At 63.0% G+C, this 18842-nt stretch carries 18 protein-coding genes and 1 tRNA gene; 13 read left to right on the forward strand and 6 right to left on the reverse strand.

Going from position 1 to position 18842, the window contains the following annotated elements:
- Positions 1 to 181 precede the first annotated feature (181 nt).
- Positions 182 to 266: transfer RNA gene (locus HBNXHr_RS08670), tRNA-Leu, on the reverse strand.
- Positions 267 to 696: 430 nt separating this feature from the next.
- Here HBNXHr_RS08670 and HBNXHr_RS08675 point away from each other — a divergent pair.
- On the forward strand, positions 697 to 948 hold the full coding sequence (locus HBNXHr_RS08675; RefSeq protein WP_275736837.1) for a hypothetical protein: 252 nt from the start codon (positions 697 to 699) through the stop codon (positions 946 to 948).
- Positions 949 to 1065: 117 nt separating this feature from the next.
- On the forward strand, positions 1066 to 2205 hold the full coding sequence (locus HBNXHr_RS08680) for an aldo/keto reductase (RefSeq protein WP_275881836.1): 1140 nt from the start codon (positions 1066 to 1068) through the stop codon (positions 2203 to 2205).
- A gap of 36 nt (positions 2206 to 2241) precedes the next feature.
- Here HBNXHr_RS08680 and uppS read toward each other — a convergent pair whose 3' ends face one another.
- Entirely contained in the window at positions 2242 to 3171 is a 930-nt protein-coding gene (uppS, locus tag HBNXHr_RS08685) for a polyprenyl diphosphate synthase (RefSeq protein WP_275736839.1), read from the reverse strand.
- A gap of 101 nt (positions 3172 to 3272) precedes the next feature.
- Here uppS and HBNXHr_RS08690 point away from each other — a divergent pair, with 101 nt between their 5' ends.
- The 10 genes from HBNXHr_RS08690 to HBNXHr_RS08735 all read left to right on the forward strand — a co-directional run bounded on the left by HBNXHr_RS08690 (position 3273) and on the right by HBNXHr_RS08735 (position 12552).
- Complete coding sequence (locus tag HBNXHr_RS08690) at positions 3273 to 3467, forward strand: cold-shock protein (protein ID WP_275736840.1); 195 nt, start codon at positions 3273 to 3275, stop codon at positions 3465 to 3467.
- Between the two features lie 2 nt (positions 3468 to 3469).
- Positions 3470 to 3664: a cold-shock protein gene (locus HBNXHr_RS08695; RefSeq protein WP_275736841.1), complete on the forward strand. Its 195-nt coding sequence runs from the start codon at positions 3470 to 3472 to the stop codon at positions 3662 to 3664.
- A 145-nt stretch (positions 3665 to 3809) separates the two neighbouring features.
- Positions 3810 to 4208, forward strand: a complete 399-nt coding sequence (locus HBNXHr_RS08700; RefSeq protein WP_275881837.1) for a DUF5778 family protein — start codon at positions 3810 to 3812, stop codon at positions 4206 to 4208.
- A 124-nt stretch (positions 4209 to 4332) separates the two neighbouring features.
- Positions 4333 to 5652 (forward strand): glutamyl-tRNA reductase, encoded by a 1320-nt coding sequence (gene hemA, locus HBNXHr_RS08705; protein WP_275883706.1) that lies wholly within the window; start codon positions 4333 to 4335, stop codon positions 5650 to 5652.
- An 84-nt stretch (positions 5653 to 5736) separates the two neighbouring features.
- Positions 5737 to 6015, forward strand: a complete 279-nt coding sequence (locus tag HBNXHr_RS08710; protein WP_275881838.1) for a 4a-hydroxytetrahydrobiopterin dehydratase — start codon at positions 5737 to 5739, stop codon at positions 6013 to 6015.
- A gap of 68 nt (positions 6016 to 6083) precedes the next feature.
- Positions 6084 to 7418: an FG-GAP repeat protein gene (locus tag HBNXHr_RS08715; protein WP_275881839.1), complete on the forward strand. Its 1335-nt coding sequence runs from the start codon at positions 6084 to 6086 to the stop codon at positions 7416 to 7418.
- A 67-nt stretch (positions 7419 to 7485) separates the two neighbouring features.
- Positions 7486 to 8103: a hypothetical protein gene (locus HBNXHr_RS08720; protein WP_275881840.1), complete on the forward strand. Its 618-nt coding sequence runs from the start codon at positions 7486 to 7488 to the stop codon at positions 8101 to 8103.
- Entirely contained in the window at positions 8100 to 8774 is a 675-nt protein-coding gene (locus HBNXHr_RS08725; RefSeq protein ID WP_275881841.1) for a hypothetical protein, read from the forward strand. The genes HBNXHr_RS08720 and HBNXHr_RS08725 overlap by 4 nt, the downstream gene beginning before the upstream one ends.
- 31 nt (positions 8775 to 8805) lie before the next feature.
- Entirely contained in the window at positions 8806 to 9741 is a 936-nt protein-coding gene (locus tag HBNXHr_RS08730) for a metal-dependent hydrolase (RefSeq protein WP_275881842.1), read from the forward strand.
- Between the two features lie 54 nt (positions 9742 to 9795).
- On the forward strand, positions 9796 to 12552 hold the full coding sequence (locus HBNXHr_RS08735) for an ATP-dependent helicase (RefSeq protein WP_275881843.1): 2757 nt from the start codon (positions 9796 to 9798) through the stop codon (positions 12550 to 12552).
- 32 nt (positions 12553 to 12584) lie between these two features.
- Here the strand turns inward: HBNXHr_RS08735 and HBNXHr_RS08740 are convergent, their stop codons facing one another.
- The gene (locus HBNXHr_RS08740; protein ID WP_275736847.1) at positions 12585 to 12938 is read right to left on the reverse strand and encodes a helix-turn-helix domain-containing protein; all 354 of its coding nucleotides are present in this window, start codon (positions 12936 to 12938) and stop codon (positions 12585 to 12587) included.
- 139 nt (positions 12939 to 13077) lie between these two features.
- Here HBNXHr_RS08740 and HBNXHr_RS08745 point away from each other — a divergent pair, with 139 nt between their 5' ends.
- The gene (locus tag HBNXHr_RS08745) at positions 13078 to 13494 is read left to right on the forward strand and encodes a DoxX family protein (RefSeq protein WP_275881844.1); all 417 of its coding nucleotides are present in this window, start codon (positions 13078 to 13080) and stop codon (positions 13492 to 13494) included.
- A gap of 22 nt (positions 13495 to 13516) precedes the next feature.
- Here the strand turns inward: HBNXHr_RS08745 and HBNXHr_RS08750 are convergent, their stop codons facing one another.
- The 3 genes from HBNXHr_RS08750 to HBNXHr_RS08760 form a co-directional block, all read right to left on the reverse strand.
- Positions 13517 to 14452 carry a ring-cleaving dioxygenase gene (locus tag HBNXHr_RS08750; protein WP_275881845.1) on the reverse strand — a complete coding sequence of 312 codons (936 nt, stop codon included), beginning with the start codon at positions 14450 to 14452 and terminating at the stop codon, positions 13517 to 13519.
- Positions 14453 to 14542: 90 nt separating this feature from the next.
- Positions 14543 to 17041 (reverse strand): type II secretion system F family protein, encoded by a 2499-nt coding sequence (locus HBNXHr_RS08755; protein ID WP_275881846.1) that lies wholly within the window; start codon positions 17039 to 17041, stop codon positions 14543 to 14545.
- Complete coding sequence (locus HBNXHr_RS08760; protein ID WP_275736851.1) at positions 17038 to 18711, reverse strand: type II/IV secretion system ATPase subunit; 1674 nt, start codon at positions 18709 to 18711, stop codon at positions 17038 to 17040. The genes HBNXHr_RS08755 and HBNXHr_RS08760 overlap by 4 nt, the downstream gene beginning before the upstream one ends.
- Positions 18712 to 18842: the final 131 nt, after the last annotated feature.

An 18842-nucleotide genomic window follows, 5' to 3' on the forward strand; every position in this document is an offset into this window, starting at 1 on the left:
ACACGGAGCCTCCGGCCGTTGTCTCTCGCCGATCTGCTCGCGATAGAAGTTTGTGGGGCCGGATTTGAACTGGATGAAGACATTCCAGGGTGCGGCGCAATGCGCCGTCCCGGGCTCTGACTTCCAGGATTCAAATCCTCAGCAGCACAGCAATCGCTCGCGGTTTTGCTCGCGATAGAAGTGCGTGGGACCGGATTTGAACCGGCGGACCCCTACGGGACAGCGCCCTCAACGCTGCGCCGTTGGCCTGGCTTGGCTACCCACGCGCTCTTGCGATTAACTCCATCACATAGTTCCGGAGGGGGATTAAAATGACTGTCGATTCGTCACGTGAACCAGTCCCACTACTGAGCGACTGATGTGTCACTCACTGAAGCGTTCTGTCGCTGGTGGGATTTTTTGTCCCGCACTTGTGCCAATCGAGCCTGTCTGGTCACTACCCTGCGCCATCCTATTTAAACCCAATCAACATCTATAATGGTTTGATATCTGTCTGTAACGGTCTTCTATATCTGATAGATTTCTTATGTATGTCGTATCTATTAATATGACATTTTAGACAAAATGCGGCAAGATTGTGTTTGAGTCCGTTTTCAAACCGTGTAGTGTATAACACGGTTATTGGTAACACGTCCAATATTGCTATCCGAAACTAGGTACTTATACGGCTGGAGGAGTTTAGAATACCATAGACATATGAGTTGTAAATCACAACCCTCCCAGCCATCTGAAGCGTCGTTTACGACAACCCAGCTGTCGACTGATGAGACCGCCGAGGACGCGGTGTTGACCCGGACCAAGCGCTATACGTTTTACTGGCAGCTCGGCCCAAATGGGCCGGAGCTCCTCCGGGTCTCTGACTTCGACGGGACGAACGTGACCGCGAGTGTCGACCCGCCGGATGACATGTACGAACGTCTCCGGCAGAACAGCCAGCGGAGTGCCTGATCACCGCGATTCCAGAGGGGTTCCGACGTTCAGCTTTTGTCAGTCGGTTCGTTGAACAGAGTCACCGACAGGCACCCAAACACTCAAGAGGCAATACTTGCATGGACTTTTAACGCCATGCAATACCGTGACTTCGGTCAATCAATAGACTGGGACCCCTCGGCACTCGGGTTCGGGGCAATGCGACTCCCCACTGACGAGGATGGCGCTGTCGACGATGACCGCGCGATCGAAATGATCCGAACAGCGATCGAGGAGGGTGTCAACTACGTCGACACCGCCTGGCCCTATCACGATGGCGAAAGCGAGCGTCTCGTCGGGCGTGCGCTCGAAGACGGCTATCGCGAGGACGTCCACCTCGCGACGAAGATGCCGTCCTGGGAGATCGAATCACAGGACGATCTTGACGAGTACCTTGACGCCCAGCTCGAACGATTGGGCGTCGACTCCATCGACTGCTATCTGCTGCACGCGCTGGGCCAGGACTTCTGGGACACCTACCAGTCCGTCGATGTCTTCGAGTGGCTCGAGGAGGTTCGCGACGCGGGAAAGATCGAGCAGATCGGCTTTTCGTTCCACGACGACCTCGATCTGTTTCGGGAGATCGTCGACGCCTACGACTGGGATTTCTGCCAGATCCAGTACAACTATCTCGACGAAGCGTTCCAGGCTGGCCGTGAAGGTCTGAAGTACGCGGCCGACCAGGGGCTGGGCGTCATCGTCATGGAACCGCTTCGGGGCGGCCGCCTCGCAACGGACCTTCCCGATCCGGTGGCCGAAGCGTTCGACACGGCCGACACCGATCGCTCACCCGTCGAGTGGGCACTACAGTGGCTCTGGGATCAGCCGGAGGTTTCGCTGGTGTTGAGCGGCATGTCGACGATAGACCAGGTCCGTGAAAACGTCGAGCTCGCGTCCCGATCCGGTGTGGGTCAGTTTTCGGCGGACGATCGGACGGCCGTCAAGGCCGCTCGCGATCGCTTTCAGAAACTCATGGCGGTGGACTGTACCGGCTGTGACTACTGTATGCCGTGCCCGACTGGCGTCCAGATCCCGCGGAACTTTGATCTCTACAACCGCCTGGAGATCGGTGACGATCCGGAAACGGTCGTTTCAGCATACGACGACATGGATGCGGAGGGCCGCGCAGACGCCTGTGTCGCCTGTGGCGACTGCCTGGAAGCCTGCCCGCAGCAGTTAGAAATCATCTCATTGCTCGAAGACGCACACGCGAGTTTCGAGGCTGCCAGGGCGTGATTCTGCCGGCGAATACAGCGTCGATACTGCCCAGTCTCAGTCGCTGCCGGGTTCGCGTTCGGTGTCGACGGAAACGTCGATGTCTTCGAGTTCACGTGAGGGCAGCGAGTCACGGAACCGCCGGAGGATGCGCTTGGCGTTGTGTAGTTCCGGATCGCTGACCGCCCGCACCAGCGCCAGGGCTCGCTTGGCTCTGGTCCGTCGCCAGGAGTCCGCACGATGTTCGTACGTCCGGATCGCCCGAAGGAAGTCGATTTTTCGAAATTCGGGCCAGTATGGCGCACAGAAGTACGCCGCCGCCTCGTTGCCGTTGGCGTGCCACGGCAGGAAATTCGACGTTCGCTCGTCGCCCCCGGTGCGAACGATGAGATCGACGTCCCTGCTCGGCCCCTCGTAGAGTCGGCTCTCGACCGTCTCGACGTCGATCTCTGCCGGATCCAGGTCACCGCTTTCGACAGCGCTTGCGATATCTTTGACCGCACCGAGCAACTCGGCGCGACCCCCATAGGCGAGGGCAATATTCAACCGAAACTGCTCGTACCCGCTGGTTCGATCCTCGGCATAGTCGATCGCCTCGCGGACGCGTTTCGGTAGCCGATGGGTTTCGCCGATCGCCCGGATTCGAATGTTCGCCTCGTGTACCCGATCGGCGTCTGCGAAGTCATAGAGTTTCTCCTCGATGAGGTCAAAGAGGACTGCACGCTGGTCGGCCGGCCGGTCGAAGTTCTCGGTCGAAAAGGTATACAGCGTCAGTTCCTCGATACCGAGTTCGTCACACCATTCGAGTAACGCCTCCGTCGTTTCCGCCCCCGCTCGGTGACCATCCGTGGTTTCGGCCCCTTCCTTGCGGGCATACCGGCGGTTGCCGTCCTGAATGACAGCGACGTGAGTCGGCGCGCCGTCGATCTCCCCCTTTAACAGCCGCTCGTAGACGCTGGTCGCGCGGTTGCGGATCCACGAGCGCATATGTCAACAGATCACCGTCGTCTCGCATGAGTCTTCCGTTCCGTGGTATCGAGGGGGTTCCCGGAGGATTTTAATACGTCGACCACATTTGAACGGTTGCAATGGCGAACGGTACGGTTGATTTCTTCAACGACACTGGCGGTTACGGTTTCATCGACACCGAGGACTCCGAGGAGGACGTGTTCTTCCACATGGAGGATATCGGGGGCCCTGACTTGGAGGAGGGCCAGGAAGTCGAGTTCGAAATAGAGCAGGCCGAGAAGGGCCCGCGTGCGAAGGATCTCACGAGGCTATAACCATGGCGACAGGCATCGTGGATTTCTTCAACGATACGGGTGGCTACGGATTCATCGAGACTGACGACGCCGACGACGACGTGTTCTTCCACATGGAAGATGTCGGCGGCCCTGACTTGGAGGAGGGCCAGGAAGTCGAGTTCGATATCGAGGAAGCCGAGAAAGGCCCGCGTGCGACGAACCTGAAACGACTGTAAGCCAGTTTGTGGACGGTACGGACGCGAACAAACACGGTCGAAACGGGGGTTCCCCGTTTTCTTCCGCTCTCGGATCGATAGCGACTGGTTTCTCGGCCGATCGAAGACCGTGAGTCGTATTACTACCGGGCCTGGACAGTCGTGTATGGACGCGACTGGAGGAGACCTCTACAAGCAGACGAAAGCGTTACTCGAGCCCGGCGAGATCGAACTGCGAGGGCTGATCGTCCGGACGGATGTCGCCAACAACGAGGAGTCGGAACTCAACCGGCTCACACTCGAAGTTGGCGACGTGATCGCCGAACACGCCGAAACCGACGCCGACACGTATGTTTACTCCGGGACTGACGACCCCGAGTTCGGCCTCAATCAACACCAGGGCCGGACGATCGAGGGCGAGGAGTTCGTCTGGGAGTGTCAGCAACTGTTGCGCGACGGGACGTTCGATGTGGTGTTTTATTACGAGGATTCCGCCGATACGGAAGCGATCCTGGCGGATCTCCGCGCGAACGAGTACGACGTCGAAGATGTCGAGTCCCCCTGAGCACACCCGTGGGAATGGTTCTCGCAGTGTCGCAAAGGGGGCCGGGTTAGGAAGGCTTTAGATACCAGCGGTCCCAATACCCACGAGATAGCGGAAGTGTGATTTCGGACGTGATTGGTGATACATCGTGAAGGAGCCTGGCTACATATCGGGCGTGAGCGTCGCCCATCAGAACTGCAGCGTCGAAGCGATCGACGCGGCGGCGGCCGACAGCCAGCGCGCTGGCGTCGACAGTCTCCTCGAAGCCCCAGGAGTAACAGAAGCAGTTGTCCTTCAGACGTGCAACCGCTCCGAACAGTACGTCGTCACGGAGGACCCGGCGGCGGGTCGGGCCGCATTGAAACCGGCGATCGCCGACGTGCCGGACTCGGCAGTCGTCGAGATGGGCCACGAAGAGAGCCTCCGGCACCTGCTTCGGGTCGCGGCCGGTTTGGAGTCGCTGGTCCCGGGCGAGGATCAGATCCTGGGGCAGGTCAGAGACGCCTACGAGGACGCGCGCCACGCCGACGGACTCGGTCCGGTCCTCGACGAGGCCGTAACGAAGGCGATCCACGTCGGCGAGCGCGCCCGCACGGAGACGGCGATCAACGAGGGCGTCGTCTCGCTTGGAAGTGCTGCGGTCGAACTCGCCGAACGGGAGTGCGACCTCGACGCGGCGACGGCGCTGGTCATCGGTGCCGGCGAGATCGCGACGCTTGCAGCCAAGGCGTTGGATGCACGGAGTGACGTCGCCCACCTCTCCGTCGCCAACCGGACAGTCCCCCATGCGGAACACGTGGCGTCGATGGTCGACGTCTCGGCGAGTGCAATGGGTCTGGAGGAGTTGCCGTCAGCGCTTGATCGGGCCGATCTGGTCGTCTCGGCGACGGGAAGCCCCGAACCGATCGTCGAGCCGACTACCTTCGAAGCGACCGGCGAGACGGTCGTCGTCGACATCGGCCAGCCGCGGGATGTGCCGCCGGCGGTCGATGCGGTGTCCGACGTTGCCGTGTTCGATCTCGACGACCTCGAAGCAGTGACCGCACAGACGCGGGCGAACCGTGAGGCGGCCGCCGCCGCGGTCGAAGACATCGTCGAGGACGAACTCGTTCATTTACTCACCAGATACAAACGCTCCCGGGCTGACGACGTAATCTCGACCATGTACGAGAGTGCCGAACGCGTCAAGGCTCGCGAACTCGAGCAAGCGCTCGCGTCGATGGATCTCGACGATGACGAACGCGAGGTCGTCGAGGCGATGGCCGACTCGCTGGTCAACCAACTGCTCGCCGCGCCGACGAAATCGCTCAGAGACGCCGCCGAAGCCGACGACTGGGACACGATCGACACGGCACTCCAACTGTTCGATCCCGATTTCGGCGACGAGGAATTCCCGCCGAGTGTCGCGAGCGCCGATGGGGACGTGCCCGAACGCTTCTCGGGTCTCGTCGACGCCGACGACTGAGTGAGGAGACGCCAGTCCGTCCTCGATCCGGGGGCTTTCGCCCCCGCCAGAACGTTCTTGAAAGCGAGTGACGTGTGTCCATGCATGACAGACGTCCTCGACGACGCGGAGATCGACGAGCGGCTCCCGGCTGGTTGGGAGCGCGACGGAGACGAAATCGTCCGGACCTTCGAATTCGACGCCTATCTCGACGGCGTCGGCTTCGCGGCGGCCGCGGGCGGCCTCGCCCAGGAAGCCTTCCACCATCCGGAGTTGACCATCGGCTGGCGCGAGGTCGAGATTCGGCTGACGACCCACGACGCCGGCGGGATCACTGACGCCGATCTCGACCTGGCTGCACGATTCAACGACCTTCGGGAGTGAGTGGCCGGCTGTGCCACTGTCCGCCAGAACACCCTAGTTTTTTTCCTATTCGTTGTTAATTCGGGACTATGGATCTACACCGCCGGGACGCCCTCAGACTCGTCGGCGCGGCGGGTGTAACGGGCCTTGCCGGATGTGGAAGCATCGCCGCCCCGGGCGGGGGGAAATCATGGTCACAGCGGGCGACACTGACCGCGGAGGACGGCACCAGCGGGGACCAGTTCGGCGACTCGATCGCTGTGTCGAACGATGGATCGACGATCATCGTCGGCGCACCGGCCGCCACTGTCGCCGGGGTCGAGTCCGGTGTCGTGTCCGTCTTCGAGCGGGCGGGCGACTCGTGGTCCCGGACAGCAACGCTCTCCCCGACGAACACAGCCGAGTTTAGCGGGTTTGGGGCCAGCGTGGCGCTCTCCGGCGACGGGGAGACGGCCGTTGTCGGATGTACGGGCGACGAGCGCACGAACGGACGGGTGTCCGGGGCGACGTACGTGTTCGAGCGGGCTGAGGACGGGTGGACCCAGGATGCGCGACTCAGCGTCGACACGGCGTTCACGCCCACGGAAGGACAGTATTTCGACGCCTTCGGCGCGGCCGTGGCTGTCGCCGACGACGGGAAGACGGCACTGGTCGGCGCGCCACAGTACGTCGATGGGTCCGACGACACTGCCGGGACAGCGTCGCTCTCCGGTGGGGCAATCACGGCGGATGTCGTCGCCGCTCCCCGATCGACGCCCGCGCGCGTCCCGGGCGCGGCGTTCGCGTTCGAGCGATCCGACGGCGAGTGGTCCCGGGAAGCGACGTTCCGGCCCGACGACCCCGATGGACGGGTCCGTCTGGGATCGAGCGTCGCGCTGGCGGATCGCGGGTCGACGGCCGTCATCTGTGCGAACGGGCGAAATACCGTTTCGGTGTTCACCCGGGCCGGCGGGTCCTGGACCGAGACGACGACGCTCCCGCTTGCAGACGGCGTAGCGGTTCCACTGGATGAGGCAATCGGCGTTTCGAACGACGGGTCGACGGTGATCGTCGGGGACAGTCCAGGCGACGATACTGGCGGATCGGCAACCGTCTTCGATCGGGCAGACGGATCGTGGTCCCAGTCGGTGCTATCCCTCGCTCACACCCAGAAATTCGGACCGTCGGTTGCGATGGGCGGCGACGGGGAAACGGCGCTCGTCCCTGGACTGACGGACTCGAACTCGAATGCGGTCGGCGTCCACGTCTTCACCCACGCTGTGGGGTCCTGGACACCAAAAACGGCACTCACGGCAGAGAGCAGTCAGCGAGACAGTCGGTACGGCGATGCCCTGGCGCTGTCCGGCGACGGGACTACGGCAGTCGTCGGTGCGCCGGGCGGGGACACGACGGCCGGTTCCGGTACAGTATACGTCTTCGATTGAGTCCGCAACAGGTCGCCAATCAGATCCGAGGGAGGAGCTTTTCCCTCGGGGGGTCGAGAGAAATACTATGGAACCAACCCCGTCGAATCTGGCGTCGTTGTTGCGTCAGTCGCGGATCAACGCGGCACTGGGCTGGGGGCTGGTCGGCATCATCGCGCTGACGGCCCTCGGGAACCTCGTTCTGGGGAACTTCTTGTGGGCTGGCTTCGCCGCGGTCGTGGGCGGGCTGGCGGTGCTCCCGCCAGTTGCCAGCCGCGATCCGCTGGTGATGATCCCCTGGGAGGTGTTCGTCCTCGCCGCGTTGCCGTTGCTCGGGTACACCTTCGGCGTGAACGTCGCCTTCCGGGAGGTCGCGACGTATCTCTCGGTGGCTGCGCTGGCCCTGATCGTCGCCGTCGAGTTGCAACTCTTTACGAACGTCGAGATGAACTACCAGTTCGCGCTGCTGTTCGTCGTCGTGTCGACGCTGGCTTTTGCGGGGCTGTGGGCCGTCTCCCGGTGGCTCTCTGATCTGCATCTCGGAACCACGCTGTTGCTCGATCCGAAGCTCAGTGACGACGCCATCGAGGAGCAACTCATGTGGGAGTTCGTCGCCTCGGCGGTCGCCGGCCTGCTCGCCGGCATCTTCTTCGAACTATACGTCCGCCGATACGCCGATGTCCGCCGTGGGGGTGAGAGGGCGTGAGTCTCGGCTCGCGCTTTCGGCTCAGCACGTATCGCCAACAACAACTCACGAAGCTGATGGAGTTCGTCCTGACCGGGTTGCTGTTCATCGGCCTCGAACGCCGCTCGGTCGGCATCTCGATCAACGCCGCGATAGGGCTCATCGTTCTGCAGATCCCGCCGCTACTCGAACGAGACTACAGCGTCTCGATGGACCCGCGACTGACGCTATGGATCACGACGGCCGTCTTTTTACACTCCCTGGGGACCGTCGGCGTGCCCGGCGGGTCGGGGTTCTATCAGTCGATCCCCGGGTACGATCACCTGACCCATGCCCTCTCGGCGTCGGTCGTCGCCGGGGCCGGCTACGCGACGATCCGCGCGCTGGACGAACACTGGAACGACGTGCATCTCCCGGATCGGTTCGTCTTCGTGTTCATCCTGCTGTTCGTGCTTGCCTTCGGTGTCTTCTGGGAGGTCATCGAGTTCACGACGAGCGCCGCCGCGACCGCCATCGGCGGGTCGCCGGTGTTGACCCAGTACGGGATCGAGGACACGATGAAGGATCTGATCTTCAATACCATCGGAGCCGTTATCGTGGCGACCTGGGGGACCGTCTACCTCAACGACTTCATCACGCAGCTCCTGACAGTGTTGGGCGGCGAGACAGAGTCCGAGCCGCCGGGAGAGTGACGTTCATATACGCCCGTCGCCAAAGATCATCGTGTTCGTCGGTCACGCCTTCCTCGCCTTTGGGATCGTCGCCGTACTCGCTCGGCGTTTCGGTCCCGCTGAACGTCTGTCACTCCGTGGCGTGACCGTTCAGTACGCCGTCATCGCCGGGCTGGCGGCCGCACTGTTCGCCTCACTCCCGGACGTCGATGTCGCCCACGCGGCATTCCAGGTCGTCACGCTCCCGGAGGGGGCAACGGCGTTCGATCACTTCTGGACGGCGACGGGCGAGCGCCACCGGACGACGACCCACTCGCTGGTCGTCGCCGTTCTCGCGAGTGCGGGCTTTGCCGTCTCTGTTCCCAACCGATGGGGTGGCGCGGCCGTCCTTTTCGGTGTCGTCGCCCTCGCAGCGTTCACCGGCGGCGTGGTCGGTGCCGGGGTCATGACGCTGTTCGTCGTCGGTGGCGTTGCCCTCACGGCCCTCGCGGCGCGGATCGGATTGTCCGCACGCTCGATCTTCGGCGCATCGGCGCTTGGACTGGCCATCCACCCCTTCACTGATCTGCTGACGGGCGTCCCACCGTCGTTTTTCGCGCCGTGGGACGTCACGGTCATCGGCGGGCGGGTCGAGCCGTTCACGGACGCGACGTATAACCTCCTGGTGGCGTTCGGGACGGAGATCGCCGTCATCTGGTTCGGGCTACTGGTCGGACTGACGCTGCTCGGGATCGAACTACGACGGCACGTCCACCCTGCCGGGGTGCTCGGTGTCGCGTATGCGCCGATGGCGCTCGTCCTGAACGCTCCAAGCGTCGATAACGCCGCGCTGTTCGTCGGGACGATTCTCCCCGTCGGGGCAATCGGTCTCGTCGGCGCTAAACGACAGCTGACGGGCGCGCGCGTCGTGACGATCACACTTACAGCGCTCGCGGCGATTACGGCCGCCTGGTTCGGGTTCGGTGTCGCATACGCGTTCATCAGCTGATCGCCGCCGACCCGAGTACACAAGACACTCCGGATCAATAGGTAAACCCACTCCATGGGAGGACGGGACCTGCTCGAACACGTGGACGTGGACCTCGGCTTCGATCCCGAGTCCGTCTCGATCGACGACGGGGGCGTCCTCGAACTGTTCGAGCCAGCCGTTCGGGAGTGGTGGATCGAGACGTTCGGAACGTACGTTCCCGACAACGGCGGCTTCTTCACGCCGCCACAGAAAGAGGCGATCCCGCACATCCACGACGGCGAGAACGCGCTCATCGCCGCCCCGACCGGTTCGGGCAAGACCCAGGCCAGCTTCGCGGCCATCGTCAACGAACTGTTCCGCCGGGACCGCGAGGACGGGCTGGACAATTCCGTCTACTGTCTGTATCTCTCGCCGCTGAAGAGCCTCGCCAACGACATCCACCGGAACCTCGAAGTACCACTCTCGGAGATCACCGCAAAGCTCGAAGACCGTGGCGAAGACGTCGAGATCCGCCACGCGATCCGCCACGGCGACACCTCCGACAGCGACCGCCAGGCGATGCTCGAAGAGACGCCCCACATCCTCAACACGACGCCCGAAACCCTGGCAATCCTGTTGAACTCCCCGAAATTCAAAAAGAAGCTGGAGACGGTCGAGTACGTCATCGTCGACGAGATCCACAGCCTCGCGGCGAACAAGCGGGGAACCCACCTCTCGGTGTCGCTGGAACGACTCGAAGCGATGGCCCAAACCTCGCCGACGCGGATCGGCTGCTCGGCGACGGTCGAACCGCTGGACACGATGGCGGAATTTCTGGTCGGCCGGGAAGCGCCGGGTGGCGATCCCCGCGACTACGAGATCGTCGACGCTCGCTTCGCCCGCGAGTTCGACATGGAGCTCACGTCGCCGACCGACGACCTGATCCACACGTCCCAATCGACGATCAACGACCGGTTTTACGATCAGCTACACGACCTGATCGGCGATCACACCAACACGCTCGTGTTCACAAACACGCGCTCGGGGGCCGAACGCGTCCTGCATAACCTCCGGGAACGCTTTGACGCCTACGACGAGGACAACTCCGGGTGTCACCACGGCAGCCTCTCGAAGGACAAGCGCGAGGCTATCGAGTCCGATCTGAAATCCGGCGACGTAGACGTGGTGACGACCTCGACGAGCCTCGAACTCGGGATCGACATGCCCCACATCGACCTGGTGGTCCAGGTGGGGTCGCCCAAATCCGTCGCCGCGTTGCTCCAGCGGGTGGGGCGTGCCGGCCACCAACTCGGCGAAACCGTCACCGGCCGCGTCGTCGCCCTCGACCGCGACGAACTACTCGAGTGTGCGGTCATGCTCAAGAAAGCCGAGGAAGGTTTCGTCGACCGGGTCTTCGTCCCCGAGAGCGCCCACGACGTCGCCGCACAGCACGTCTACGGGATGGCGATCAACGACGTGCGCCCCGAATCCGAGGTCACTGGTATCCTCCGACGGGCGTACCCCTACCGGACGTATACCGACGAGGACTGGGAGCGACTGGTCCGGTATCTCACCGCCGACTATCCCGGCATGGAGGGCGAGAACGTCTACGCGAAGATCTGGCGGGACGAAAACGACCCACCGGACGGGGAGTACCACTACGACGAGTTCCCGGTCGGCGAGACATTGATCGGCAAGCGCGGCCGGCTGGCGCGGGTCATCTACATGACCAACATCGGGACGATTCCCGATTCGTTCACCTGTGACGTACTGACCCGGGGTGACAGCGAGTGGGTCGGGCAACTCGACGAATCCTATCTCGACACACTGGAGTCCGGCGACGTGTTCGTGCTGGGCGGTGATCGCTACGAGTATCGCTACCGCCGGGGATCGAAGGTCTACGTCGATCCGACGGGCGCTCGTCCGACCGTCCCCTCGTGGTACTCGGAGCGGTTGCCCCTCAGCTATGATCTCGGGCAGGAGATCCTGACCTTCCAGCGCGAGTTACTCGCCAAACTACAGCGGGGCGGTCAGTCGGCAGCTCGACTCTGGCTCCGGGAGTTCCCCCTCGACGAGCACAGCGTTCGCGCCATCGTCGAGATGTTCGACCAGCAGGTGCGTTACGCCGGTCCGGAGAGCGTCAGCACGGATAAACGCCTGGTCATCGAGGAGGAGCGCGATCGCGAGTCGTACGAACGCCGGTACTACGTCCACTCGAACTACGGTCGCCGGTTCAACGACGGCCTTTCGCGACTGCTGGCCTATCACGTCGCCCAGCAGGCCACGGCGAACGTCCAGGTGGCCGTCGCAGATCACGGCTTTACATTGTCGATGCCGCTCAACCGGAAAGTCGACGTGGCGGGCGTCCTCGAATCGATCGAGCCGACTGGCGTGCGGGCGGACCTGCGTGCCAGCCTCAACGGAACGGACCTGCTCGAACGGTATTTCCGAATCAACGCGACGCGGTCGCTGATGATCCTCAAACGCTACAAAGGCTATGAGAAATCGGCCAGCGAACAGCAGGTCAACAGCGAGATGTTACTCGGCTTCGCCCAGGAACTCGACGGGTTCGCCGTGATCGAAGAAACCTACCGGGAGATCCTCGAGGACAAACTGAACGTGGCGGCGATCGAGAACGTGCTCGACGCGATCGACGCCGGAAAAATCGGGGTCGTCCACCACCGCGTCGACTCGCCGACCCCGCGGGCGTTCGGACTCGCGACGCTGATGGCCAGCGACGTCGTCCTGGCGGAAGACGAGTCGGCCGTCTTACAGGAGTTTCACGAGCGCGTCAAGGCGGCGATCGGCGAAGAATCAGCCGACACGGTGTCCGTGACCGACCGACCCTGAGGACGGTTCCGGGGACGCTCTCCGCGAAACGGCTACGCCTCGACGCCCTCGATCCACTCGTCGGCCCACTGTTCGAGTTCCTCGAAGACCGGACACAGTGCCTGTCCTCGCTCTGTCAACGAGTAGTAGGTCGCGATCGGCTTCTCCTCGACGCGACGGTCGACGAGTCCGGTCTCCGCCAGATCGTCGAGGACGCGCGAGAGCGTCCGGGAACTCGCACCCGTCGATCGCTTGAGTTCGTTGAACCGCTGCTCGCTCTCGACCAGTTCGTGGAGGACGACGAGTCGCCATTCCGATCCGATCGTTTCGACGGCCTCGACGACCGGACAGGCCCCCTCGTTCTGTTCCTCGACCGTCTGCTCCTCGGCAACTGTCGTCGGTGACATCGATGTTACTTGATCACCTTCTTGTCGCCGAATACATAAGTAGGTTCGGATTCGAACTACGTAACGTAATGATACCAGATTGTGGATCGGAACTCGATCGGCTACAGACCGAAATCGACTCACTGGAGGTGTACTCCTGATGGCGTTCACCGGAAGCGAGGGACTCGTCCTCCTGGCAGGACGGATCCTCTTCGGCGTCGTCCTGGCGTTCATGGGCCTCAACCACTTCATGCAGCGCGAGCAGATGACGGGCTACGCCGAATATAAAGGATTGCCCGCACCGGGTTTCTCCGTGATCGCCTCGGGCGTCGTATTGATCGCCGGGGGACTCGCGGTGGTCGCCGGCGTCTATCCGGTCGTCGGCGCGGTCGCACTCGCAGGGTTCCTCCTGATCTCGGCTGTCACGATGCACGACTTCTGGGCCGTCCCCGAGGACGACCAGCAGGACGAGATGACGGCGTTTCTGAAAAACCTGGTAATGGCCGGCGGTGCACTCGTCGTCGCGGCCGTTGGCACCCAGTCGTGGGCCTACAGCATCGGTATCGGGCTGTTCTAGACGGCAGTGTTTCCGCGGAGAATCAGGGAGTGTCGACCGACAGCGGCGGCAACCCGGCCTCGATTTCCTCGCGGCGATCCTCGAACCAGTCGGGGAGAACCAACCGTTCGCCCAGTTCGTCGAGATCCTCGTCGACGGTGTAGCCCGGTTCCGCCGTCGCATACTCGAAGAGGACGCCGCCGGGCGTCCGGGTGTACACCGACTCGAACCACTTTCGATCGACGATTTCGGTCGGGCGCAACCCGAGATTCTGGAGTTGCTCGCGCCATTCGGCCTGGTCGTCGCGCGTGACCCGGAAGGCAACGTGATGAACGGTCCCCGCTCCTGGCTGCCCCCGCCCCCGGTCCGGTTCGGCGACCAGATCGACGACGGCCCCAAGCTCACCAGTTGCTTCGTAGCGTGTTCGATCCCCCTCGCTGCCCGCTTGTCCGTAGCCCATCTTTTCGAGTAGCCTGACCGTACTGTCGGTGTCTTCGAGCGAGAGGGTCACGCCATAGAACCCACGGATCGCCCGCTCGGGCGGGACCGGGCCGGCGGGCGGATCGCCGGCGGGGGCGTCTTCGACGCCGACGAGTTCCAGCGGGAGGCCGTCCGGATCACGGAACGGGATCACGGTCTCGCCGAAGCGCTCCCGTGGTTCGTCGGCGTCGACGCCCGCCTCCGCAAGGCGGTCGACCCAGTACTCGACGGCGTCGGCCGGGATCATAAACGCCGTTGTACCCACCTGCCCGGTCCCGACCTGCCCGGGTCGGGCTCCCGGGTAGGGGAAAAACGTCATGCTCGTGCCCGGCGAGCCCGCGTGGTCGCCGTAGAAGAGGTGATAGACCGAGGTATCGTCCTGGTTGACACTGCGCTTGACCAGCCGGAGGCCGAGCGTCTCGGTGTAAAACTCGTAGTTCGCCTCGGGATCGCTCGCGATGGCCGTCACGTGGTGGATTCCGGGAATGTCTTCGGGCATACTCGGAAAGAGGGGCTCCTGGCAGATAGCCGTTCGGTCACCGGCGAAGCCGACCCTGAGCGTCAATCAGAACGGCGCGCTGGGCTCGATTCACATCGGCGACGCTCTCCACGACGCCAGCGCCAACCCATTCGTCGATTGAGCCGAAAGCGCGGACTCGCGGCCAAGCGACTGGCTCGTCTCGCGTTCCACCGGTGTGATTTGGGCGTCGACGGCCACCGGATCACCGCCCGTCGCATACGGTTGGTCGATGCCGATAGTAAAGCGGTTGTCGCCGCTCGTATCAATATGCGGCACGGCCACGAGTGTCGTCTGGCGCTGGATAGACTCGTCGAGTTGGACGCGAACGTTCGTGTGCTCACCCGGCGGCAGGTAGCCGGTATGACCCACGATCGCCCCGTCGGCTGTGCGTTCATGGATCACCACGAACCCACCTTCAGAGGTGGAGACCGAGTCGATCGTGACCCCATCGCCGAGCGTCTCCTGATCCTGGATGGTCAGCGATGCCACGGGCGAGGTCACGAGCAGGATTGCGACGTAGGCGATCGAAAGCAAGATCGCCGCGTGTTTCGCGCCGTCCTTGAGCGTCCCCTCACCGAGGAGGCCGGCGACGAAGCCCGAGAGCACTGCCTGGATCAACGCGGCGTGAAGGAAGATCAGCGTGTAGGCCGGCTTGTTGACCTGCCCGAGCCGGGCGAAGGCAGTCACGTCGACGCCCAGGCGATTGGACTCGGGGACGGGAACGTTGTCGGGTAAGCTCGGGACGAGCACCTCCTCGACGGCGAAAATGATGACCAGAAAGACCAGAAACGAGACGTAGATCACGACCAGATAGGTGAACATCTGCTGGCGGCGTTCCCGGCGGAGTTTGAGATCCGCACGCGCCTGCGAGGACGCGATCCGCAAGACTGGGCCGAGCCGTCCGCTCGCCCGCATTGCATGGGTGAGCAGCGTGACGACCCGGGCGATCGAGGCCGTTCGGACCCGCAGCCCGAACCGACGAAGCGCATCGGTCGCGTTGGCACCCATCGAAATGTCAGTCCAAATGCGGTCGACTTCGTCAGTCAGGACGCCAAGATCCGAGTCCCGAACCCGATCGAGACTTTCGACGAAGGACATCCCCGCCTCGTTGAGACTCGCCAGCCGTTCGAGCAACTCGGGTGTTGCGGCCTCGATCCGGTCGATTCGCCGGGAGTAGATCTCCCGGACGGTGGCGAACGAGCCGATCAAAAAGATCGTGATCTGGACGATCACATCGTCGGCGTACCGGAGGTTGAACCCGTAGTCGGTCATGGCGGCCGGCCCGCGAATCACCAGCCATATCAGCGCGATCGGCACAGTGAGATAGAAGATCCGGGTCGGATTCCAGATGATCGTCTGGATCGGACGGCGCAGAACACGCTTGAATCGACTGATCCGGTCGTACAACGCGAGTTGGGACCGGCCAGCCGACAGCCGGGCGAGATGCCCGCCGTCCGCGGTCGCCGTCGTCGTCTCGGGTGCAGTTGTGTCCGGAGCGGCGCTCTTGAGGGTTCCCACGCCGCTCTCACGGGCGACGCCGAGTTCCTCGAGTTTCTGCACCAGGAAGACGACAAACAGGGCATTCGACAGCGGGACGATGAGATACGCGAGCAGTTGCAAGAACGGAAGGGTATCTGTCACCGTCAGCCCGAACACCAACAGGATCGTGAGCAAAAACAGGATGCCGGCGACGAGCGTCGTGACGTACGCTTCGGCGATGGTTGCAAGCAGTTCCAGCACTTCCTCCTGGCGCTGTTCGGTCTCCGCCTGAAGGCGGTCGTACTGGTCTTCGAGAAACTGCGGGATCTGCTGGCCACTGGCGAGGACGCTCGCGAGGTTCTCGGCGAATGTCCGGAAGGTGTCGCTCGGACTCCGGTGGGCTGTCCGTCTGATCGCCGAGATCATGTCCGTCCCGAAGATATCCATCTCCCGGACAGCGACGCTCATCTCGTCGGCCGCGTCGCCGTAGATTTCCCGGTTCCGGCCGAGCGTTCGCATCACGTCCGGGAACGCGAGTCCCCCACGAGACAGGGCGTAGGTGAACGCGACTGTTCGGGGGAGGGCCGCGTTGATGCCGCGTCGCCTGACCTCGGCGTCGCCGGCGGGGAGTTGCCAGCGTGCCACATAGGTCACGACCGCGGAGAGCCCACCGATGACGACCCCGCCGATCGTGAGGACGAGAAACACCTGGTCGGGCGGGAGGACGATTTCGAGGTTTCGGTTGCCCAGCGCGTCACCCATGACCGAGGGGAGATCCGCAAGCACGGCGGCGATTGTCGGGATCACCACCAGCGCCCCGCCGATGAAATATACCCCGACGGTCCCCCCGATGAGCGCTGCCAGTGCCGTATAGAGGTACGTCTTGGCTGCGTACACCCGGTAGGTCGTCTCGAGGTACGCAGAGGCCAGCATGCGCTTTCGCGCGGGTGACTCGCCGATGTGCTGGCTGAAATACTGTCGGGCGATCCGCGTAAATACGCGGTCGACACGGGGGCTAACGCGGGTCAGCGCGAGCACTCCGGCGAGTGCGAGTGCGGCGACCAGCGGCAGGTATCCCGTGAGGCTCATGGCTCCGTGGTGGCTGTTCCCTCGATCCGAGAGAGCACGGCGTCTTTGTCGGCGTAGTACCGGTTGACGAACGACGTGAACCGGCGGTAATCCGAAACGCCCTCGGCCTGGAGATGCGCCAGGAACCGCTCTCTGTCTTCGAGTTCCCGGAGGAGTTCCGCCTGACTCCAGCCGCGCTCCTCGCGGATCTCTTCGAGCAACGAGGAGTCCCGTTGGGCGTAGCCGTCCTGGTTTGGCTGCCACTCGTAGGCGTTGGCGTAGTCGAGTTCACCCGTCCGCTGGTCGATACCTTCGATCTCCGCCAGCGTCTTTGCCCGGCGGACGCGCTCGTCACCCTGGCGGGTCAACACCTGGACAGCCAGGATGTCCAGGCTCTGGACCATCGGCCGCGGAACGTTGATCGGCTCGTTCTCTAAGCGATTGATGACCGTCTGGACGGAGTCGGCGTGCATCGTCGAGAACGTCGTGTGACCCGTGTTCATCGCCTGGAATAGCGTGATCGCCTCCTCACCACGCACCTCACCGACGACGATGTACTCCGGACGATGGCGCAGCGCGGATCGCAGGAGGTCATACATCGAGATGTCGTCCTCGTCGAAGCGCTCGCGGGTAACCGAGGAGAGCCAGTTGTCGTGATATAGCGAGAGTTCACGGGTGTCCTCGATAGTGAGGACCTTCGCCCGCGGCGGAATGAACATCGAGACGGCGTTCATCGAGGTCGTCTTCCCGGCCGCGGTCCCGCCGGCGAACAGCAACGACTTGTTGTGCTCGATCGCGAGCCAAAGATACGCGAGCATCTCCCGGTTGAACGTGCCATACTCCAGAAGGTCGATCGGCGTGAACGGATCCTCGGCGTATTTCCGGATCGTGAACGCCGACCCTCGCGGCGTCACTTCCGTTCCCAGCGCGAGTTCGATCCGCGAGCCATCCGGCAGCGTCGTCGAGACGACCGGGTCGGCAATGCTGATGTGCCGGCCCGAGCGCTGGGCGAGTTGGACGACGACGTTTTCGAGTGCCTCGGCGTCGTAGGTGATATTCGTCTCGATGTCGGTGTAGCTATCGTGATAGATGAAGATCGGTAGCCCCGCCCCATCACAGGAGATGTCCTCGATCCCGGGGTCGTACATCAGCGGGTCGATCTTCCCATAGCCCTGGAACTCCCTGAACAGATAATAAAAGAGCCGGTGGACGGTCTCGATTCGGACGTCAACACCGTACTCCTCGAGTCGCTCCCGTAGTTCCGCGAGCAACGCCCCTTCCGGATCCTCATCGACGTCGGCGCGATACAACAGCGGATCACGGACGTCCTCGAACAATCGCTCCAGGAGTTCCCGCTCAAAGTCGTCGAGTCCCGGCTCGACTACGTGATAGCGGTGTTCGTCCCGCTCCGGGTCGTAATTGATCGAGGCGAACGCATAGGGGGCGTTCAGCCAGTACCGCTCGATCTCGTCCATCCCCGGAAGGCCGGTAAAATCCGTGAGACGTTCGTGTCGATGAGGATCGTAATTCTCGACGGCCACCTGTGAACCTGAGAGCACACGCGCGACCCGGACGAGCCAGTTTTTCGCTGATCCCAATGGACCGAGCTCTCCGGCTTCCTCAGCCGTTCGCGCGGCTCTGTCAGTGGACGTAGCAGCATCGTGATCCCCAGGGTGCTCCGGTTCTGACATCGTTCGGTCACGTTCGACGCGCCCGACGCCGATCCTTATTGCGGATAACGAGTCCAGGTACTTAAATTCGGACGCCGTTTGGTTGTCGGGTCGAGAGTCACCTGTCCGAAAGCCTCCCGGGAGCGGCCACG

Origin of the sequence: Halorhabdus sp. BNX81, assembly GCF_029229925.1 — an archaeon.
Lineage (GTDB): Archaea > Halobacteriota > Halobacteria > Halobacteriales > Haloarculaceae > Halorhabdus.